Here is a 6,493-nt window from a genome sequence, read left to right on the forward strand (position 1 = left end):
CTTGTGGGATGGGCATCTTGCCCGTCCAATAAATTTATGAAAAGGACTTTTGCAAGAGGTCTAATAACTTACAATTTTAATTGTTATTGTGGGATGGGCGTCCCGCCCGTCTTTTTTGGACGGGCGGGACGCCCATCCCACAAACTTGTGGAAGTTATTTAATTCTCATTCCTAAGCTCGGGACGTGCCACACTTGACGGCGGGCTGTAGTTTCTCAAATCCGAGTATTGACCGGCGCGCCGTAAATTAGAGGGGCGCGAGCACTTTCTCACTTCACCATTCCTTACCGGAACTCGGAGGCAAGCGCAACCTAGGAAACCTATAAAAAGTATCCCCTTCATCATCTACTTCTAAAACCGCCGAAAAAATCTTAACTTGGCGACTTAAATACTGCTGAGCAACTTCAGCCTCAACCCTAGCATTAGCAGCCAGTTGAATCAGCGAAATTTGACTGTTTTGAGTTTCCAACAACTGATAAAAAGCCTCATCCAACCGCTGCTTTTGCTTGCTTTCCTCCAGATTTTTTACAATCAACAAGCCTGCGAATCCGCCCAAACCAATTACCAATAAAAATTCTAAAATTGCCATATTCTCGATTAAATTCCTGACTTCAAGAACGCAAATATAAAAATTATATCGTTTCCGGTTACATCGGAATGATTTAACCACAGAGGGCGCAGAGAACGCAGAGGGAGAGAATACAGAGATGAATAATTCCGATGCTACCGGATTTGATATTATCTATTATTCCCGCCCGCGGAGGCGGGCTTTGTCTGAACCGAAGCGATTTCTATCCGCGTCACCTTTATGTAGAAACGATTTCTATCGCCGTCACTCTTGATTTTTTTAGCCCGCCTCCGCGGGCTTTGTTTGACAAGAAATAATTTCAATCGCCCTCATTTTTTACACTTAAGCGATTTCAATCGCCCTCCGAGATCAAACTTGAGGTCGAACCAAATTTTCCTTCCCTTTAATCACCTTAGCAGATATAATCTTGTCTCCCTGCTTCAGTTGCTCCAAAACTTCTTTTCCTTCAATCATGTAACCAAAAACAGCATATCGGCCGTCCAACAGATTCAGGCCAGCGGGCGTGAGTTCAGGTTCAAACAAGAAAAAGAAAAACTGAGAAGAAGCGCTGTCGGGTTCAGCTTCAGTGCGGGCCATCGCCACAGTACCGAAAGCAGAAAAAGGTAAAACAGGCTCGTCACGATAGCGCCCCGCATCTTCTAGAGTAATCCCGTAAATAGGTTCCTTTTCGTCCCTGACGAGCACTTCCAGCGGAACATTCCGGTATTTACCAGTAGCAGGGTCAATAAAACCGACTTCCTTGCCTTCGGGGTCTCCGGTTTGCAAAACATAGGATTCTTCCGATCGAATAAACCGCAAACCGTCATAAAAACCTCGATCGACCAAATCCACAAAATTACCAGCCGTAACCGGGGCGCTGTAGCCGTCAACCACAACAGTAATTTCCCCTTTTTCTGTTTGTACAGACACAGTAGCCCGCCCTTTCAGTTGAGGCAGATTAGCATACTTTGCGGGCACTTCAAAAGGAAACTTTGTCACCATCAACTCTTCGATTTCGCCTACCGAACCCAGGATTGTGGCTTTCAAGTCAATCACTTTGTCCCTGTCTTTAGCCTCAACAGCCTTTTCGAGTTGAGCAATTCCCTCCTTGGCTTGTGCAACTAGCGCCTCAGCTTGCGGCTTTTTCGCATCGGGAATACTCTCTAAAATGTCAGATTCCCGGAGGTTGAGAATCCTAGAAGCCTTACTGACATCGCTGCTAATGGGCCCCCAACGTTTAGACCGTATGTGGTTGCCAATGTCTTCGAGACTGATTTGCAAATCTCGCACAGTCTGATTGTCAATAGGTAAAGCGAAGCGCAGCAGCGCCCGGCCGTCGGTAATCGCATTCCCTGCAGGCATACTGCTGCTGGGGCGTTTGGCATGGGAGACTGGACTCAAACTCAGTCCGAGAGTGAACAGCAGGAGCGCTAAAGCGACAGTTTTGACCCAGCGCTTGCACGTATCGATCGAGAAATTAGGCCAATGCAACATAACTTTAACTTTTATTGCCTCTATTATCTTCCCACAGCGCTGTCGGCCTTCTATCCGTTTGCCGTACACTGCTCGTCGCTGAACTTCCTCCCCTTGAGAGCTTTTTAGCTTTCCGTACAGCACTTGCCCCCTTTGAACGGTAAAATAAAATGCCAATTGCTTTTGGATGCCGTCAGCTAGACTGCGGCTTTAACTTGAGCCGCTCAAAAACGGATACCATCCCCACACTCCTGTCGTGGAGAGATCAAAATTTTAGACCAAGGTTCAATCTCCCAAATTCATCTGTGGAGCAAATCTAAAATCTAAAATCTAAAATCTAAAATCGACTGACTGTAGTTCCCCCGTGCCGGCAAGGCGACGGGATTGCCCGCAAAAATTTATATGATCTCCAGTAACGACTTTCGACCAGGTGTTTCAATTGAATGGAATAACGGCGTGTGGCGGGTTATCGAATTCCTCCACGTCAAGCCAGGAAAAGGCTCGGCTTTCGTGCGGACAAAATTAAAAAACGTCCAAACCGGAAACGTAGTAGAACAAACCTTCCGGGCGGGCGAGACTATGCCTCAAGCCAACCTCGAAAAGAGCGCGATGCAGCATACCTATAAAGAGGGCGACCAGTTTGTCTTTATGGATATGGAAACTTACGAGGAAAGTCGCCTCAGTGCCAAGCAAATAGGCGATCGTGTCAAGTACCTCAGTGAAGGGATGGAAGTCAACATCCTTCGCTGGAACGACCAAATCTTGGAAGTGGAACTGCCCAACTCTGTTGTCTTGGAAGTGCTGCAAACCGATCCCGGAGTCAAAGGAGATACTGCCACCGGTGGTAGCAAACCCGCCATCGTCTCCACCGGAGCTCAGGTTATGGTGCCTCTATTTATTTCCATAGGAGAACGGATTCGGATTGATACTCGTGAAGACAAGTACCTCGGCCGCGAGTAGAAACGACGGAGGAAAAGGGAGTTTTTAGTTTTTAGTTCTGAGTTATGAGTTAAAGAAGTCAAAATTCAACACTTATCGCTCACAGCTTAAAAACTATCTCTTTTGCCTCCAAAGTCGGTTAACTCTCCTAGCTTCGCCGAATTTTCAATTTTCAATTTTCAATTTTCAATTTTCAATTCTCAATTACCCTTGAATCTGCTGTGCAACTAGACTTAAACCAGCTTTGCGAACTGCTAACTGTATTAGACAAAACTGGCATTTCGGAACTGACCTTAAAAAGTGGGGATCTTGAACTGACAGTACGCAAAGGCATTCTGGCAAGTTCACCAGGCACCGCTGCTGCGCTCCCTGCTGCCATGGCGACAGTCGCTCCGATCGCGTTGGGCGCTGTTGCTAGCCCCACCTTAGCGTCAACTCCTACTATTGACCAAAATTTAGGAATGGATGTGGCAGACAGGGCACCCGTCGCCCCTGCCGCTGTGCCTGCTACCCTGTCTGCCCCTGTCGATACGAAATGGGTGCCAATTATCTCGCCGATGGTAGGAACCTTTTATCGCGCTGCAGCTCCCGACGAGCCGCCTTTTGTAAATGTGGGCGATCACATCAAGGTCAGCCAGACAGTTTGTATTATCGAAGCGATGAAGCTGATGAACGAGATCGATGCTGATGAAGTGTCCGGTCAAGTGATGGAAATTTTAGTGCAAAATGGCGAACCTGTCGAATACGGTCAAGTTTTGATGCGAATTAATCCGGATTGAAAGATTACTTTATTGTTATGGAATAAATGCTAGTATTTCCAGATCTCTTCTCTCCGGTGAGTTTGATGAAGTCATCCCAGCCTGTCCCGCAAGAGGTTGTGCAACAAGTTGCTGAGTATTTCAGTATTTTGAGCGAGCCAATGCGTTTACGAATTTTGAACTTGCTTCGCGACGGCGAAAAATGCGTGCAAGAGTTGGTGGAAGCTACTCAAACGAGTCAAGCCAATGTTTCTAAGCACCTAAAACTCATGCTCCAAGCTGGTATCCTCACTCGCCGGAGTGAAGGGACTTCAGCCTATTATAAGGTGCAGGACGAGTTAATTTTCGAGTTGTGTAATATGGTGTGCGATCGGCTTGCTAGCCGGATAGAACAGCAAGCCCTACACTTTCGGGCATTTAGCCTGACTACCAAGCACTGAAAATTAATCTACAACCCTGGGTCCCCAATCATGAGTCATCAGTCCTGAGTCATCAGTTATTAATCCCTACTCTCTGCCTTCAGACCGATGACTAATAACTCCTAATTAATGACTCCTAACTAATGACTCATAATTACTAAAGGGGAAAATTTTTGTCAAAACTTTGGCGGGTACTCGGCTGAGCCACCTCCAAACCTTCGCCACCCAAAAGTTCTAAAGGCTTGCCTTCCACCGAAATCCAAACCTTGGTATTCGGTTTTAAACTCGTAGCCGTATAGATAACTTGCCCTAACCGGCTAGTCATCGAATTGCTGCCTCCCCCCGAAGTAAATTCGGCCGACAAATCGACATAAACTCCGTCATTCTTGACACTCAAACTCCGGAGTTTTGTCCCCTTAGGAATTTCGCTAGAAACACTTGCATCCTTCGGCCCAGCCAACAAACTGTTAAAAGCAGCTTGTAAAGTTGCATCAGGCTTGTCAGCTTGTTTGACAGCTACTTTCGTAGGAACTCCCTCAAATTTACCGCTCGCCTCTTTAACCCAGTAGACTTGCACTGTCTGGGCTGCCGTCTGCTGCAAAGGCTTGGGCTGAGGCGACTTTGAGGCCAGAGCGTTAGGTGTCTGAGCGGTAGGTCTCTGAGCTTTAGGCGTCTGAGCGGTAGGCGTCTGAGCTGTAGGCGTCTGAGCTGTAGGTGGTTGGACAGGATTTGGAGGGGGTACGGGGATAATTACAGCAGGGGATTCCGCAGGAGTTGGGGACAGCGCCGGAGCGGTAGTCGGAGCGGAAGACCGCGTGTCTGCGGGGGTTGGCGAACGGTTCGCCGTCCACCAGGCAATGCCCCCTCCGGCCACTAAAGCCAACCCGCAAACACTGGCAATCACTGCTGTGGAGACGCGGCGTACTTCTTGTCCATCTTTCATAATACAAATCCTCTGCACACGGTGACATTTTTTTTAAGAAATAAACGGTCGAGGGCGATCGCTTATTCCTTAATTACTTCACTTCATTGTAAAGTTCCCGAAACACCAGGTCAGTTAGTTTTCGGCAAGTAGCGTTTCGAGCATCGGCGAGCCGTCTGCCGCGTTTTTTTGTTCCGTCGGCGTCAAGGGCGCGGCCTATGAAATATTCTCGCAATTCTAACTGAACGGCGCTGTACGCCTGCCCTTTGAGCTTCTGCGGTTCGATTCGGCAATGGACATAAGTCCACAGAGTGCCGCGAGTATTTGCGCAGCCTGTCCAGTTGCCACCACCGCTACCTGCTCGCCTTTGGCCGCTGAACTTTTCGACTTTGCCCAAGCCGCAAGCTTGCCGAAAGCGGCGCAAAGCTCTTTTCTTGGGCAAGCAGAGGAAGTCTTCAAACGGATAAATCCTAGATAGTATCCACCCCCGCTTCCTATAACCGAAGGCGAATCGGTCAAACACGCGGTGGTAGCTCACGAACAAACTGTCGCCGGGCACTTCGATCAGTTTGTTTTCTAGTTCGGCCTCGATATCGTGCAAGTCGCAAACCGTCGCTGCGAGATGACGCGTCATCGTTGAAAGGTTGGGTGGGTCAACTTCACCCTCTTTGCGATAGTGGTTGTTGAACCGGGACAGAATGCTTTTTGACAAGAAATCACCGCGATCGGCAAGCCAAGCCCAAAATGCCGGCGGCTGTCCTGTTTTCAAAAAACCGTTTCGCCGCTGCGACCTAACTGTAGTGCGTGCCGGATACTCCCAAGCTAGCCGTCTTGCTCAAGCAAAACCACATCCACACGGTGCGCGGACACGTCAATTCCTATTACTTTCATCGTCTCCCAACGCAATAAAAAACTCTTACATAACCTAGGAATCTCCCAGGGGCTTAACCCATATCCGCACAGGGGCTTAGGAGTTTTAAGCGTGCAACAGGGTTGGAATATCCTGCACGCGAACTAATACCAGTTTCCTAAAAATAGGCGACAATGAAACTGATAGTTTGAAGATTGTAGAATGAAAGTAGATTACCAAGAAATAATTGATTTAACACCTCTTGAGTTAAAAATATTTTTATCGTAGCCACGAACTATAACTCACCGAAAAAAAATCCGGCGCTTTATTGGTTAAAAGCTGAGTTGAGCCAAAGCCTTACAGATCTAACTGTAAGGATTCAGGTCTCAACTTGGGGTATTAAAGATGGGGTCTGCACAGCAGTATTAACCCTCGCTTTGATCGCTTGCTCAAAAAACTTGGCGGACTGAAGGTCTTTGACGACGGCAAGTTTGTATAACTGTCAATAAATTGGCAGTATCTTGGAACCGTGACCTTGAACGGGAACCGCCACTAACTTTTCTTT

7 protein-coding genes and 1 pseudogene are annotated in these 6,493 nt (G+C 47.7%); 3 read left to right on the plus strand and 5 right to left on the minus strand.

Features of this window, described 5'->3' with window-relative positions; translation table 11 throughout:
* Positions 1-273 precede the first annotated feature (273 nt).
* Together ACUVJL_RS19735 and ACUVJL_RS19740 are read right to left on the minus strand one after the other, a co-directional pair.
* Positions 274-588 (minus strand): hypothetical protein, encoded by a 315-nt coding sequence (locus ACUVJL_RS19735; protein ID WP_445247391.1) that lies wholly within the window; start codon positions 586-588, stop codon positions 274-276.
* Positions 589-936: 348 nt separating this feature from the next.
* Complete coding sequence (locus tag ACUVJL_RS19740; RefSeq protein WP_445247395.1) at positions 937-2,061, minus strand: peptidylprolyl isomerase; 1,125 nt, start codon at positions 2,059-2,061, stop codon at positions 937-939.
* A 381-nt stretch (positions 2,062-2,442) separates the two neighbouring features.
* On the opposite strand from ACUVJL_RS19740, the gene efp reads away from it, so the two are divergent.
* From efp to ACUVJL_RS19755, 3 genes are all read left to right on the plus strand, one after another.
* Complete coding sequence (efp, locus tag ACUVJL_RS19745; protein WP_333191822.1) at positions 2,443-3,000, plus strand: elongation factor P; 558 nt, start codon at positions 2,443-2,445, stop codon at positions 2,998-3,000.
* 200 nt (positions 3,001-3,200) lie between these two features.
* A complete protein-coding gene (accB, locus tag ACUVJL_RS19750; protein WP_445247392.1) occupies positions 3,201-3,758 on the plus strand; it encodes an acetyl-CoA carboxylase biotin carboxyl carrier protein in 558 nt (185 codons plus the stop codon).
* Positions 3,759-3,784: 26 nt separating this feature from the next.
* Positions 3,785-4,177: a metalloregulator ArsR/SmtB family transcription factor gene (locus ACUVJL_RS19755; RefSeq protein WP_333442867.1), complete on the plus strand. Its 393-nt coding sequence runs from the start codon at positions 3,785-3,787 to the stop codon at positions 4,175-4,177.
* 136 nt (positions 4,178-4,313) lie between these two features.
* Here ACUVJL_RS19755 and ACUVJL_RS19760 read toward each other — a convergent pair whose 3' ends face one another.
* From ACUVJL_RS19760 to ACUVJL_RS19770, 3 genes and pseudogenes are all read right to left on the minus strand, one after another.
* Positions 4,314-5,099, minus strand: a complete 786-nt coding sequence (locus ACUVJL_RS19760) for a GerMN domain-containing protein (RefSeq protein WP_445247393.1) — start codon at positions 5,097-5,099, stop codon at positions 4,314-4,316.
* Between the two features lie 73 nt (positions 5,100-5,172).
* A complete protein-coding gene (locus ACUVJL_RS19765) occupies positions 5,173-5,847 on the minus strand; it encodes a hypothetical protein (protein WP_445247394.1) in 675 nt (224 codons plus the stop codon).
* Positions 5,848-6,307: 460 nt separating this feature from the next.
* A pseudogene (locus ACUVJL_RS19770) lies at positions 6,308-6,493 on the minus strand (IS66 family transposase); the annotation flags it as partial.

It is taken from the genome of Microcoleus sp. OTE_8_concoct_300 (genome assembly GCF_031383065.1).
Classification (GTDB): Bacteria; Cyanobacteriota; Cyanobacteriia; order Cyanobacteriales; family Microcoleaceae; genus Microcoleus.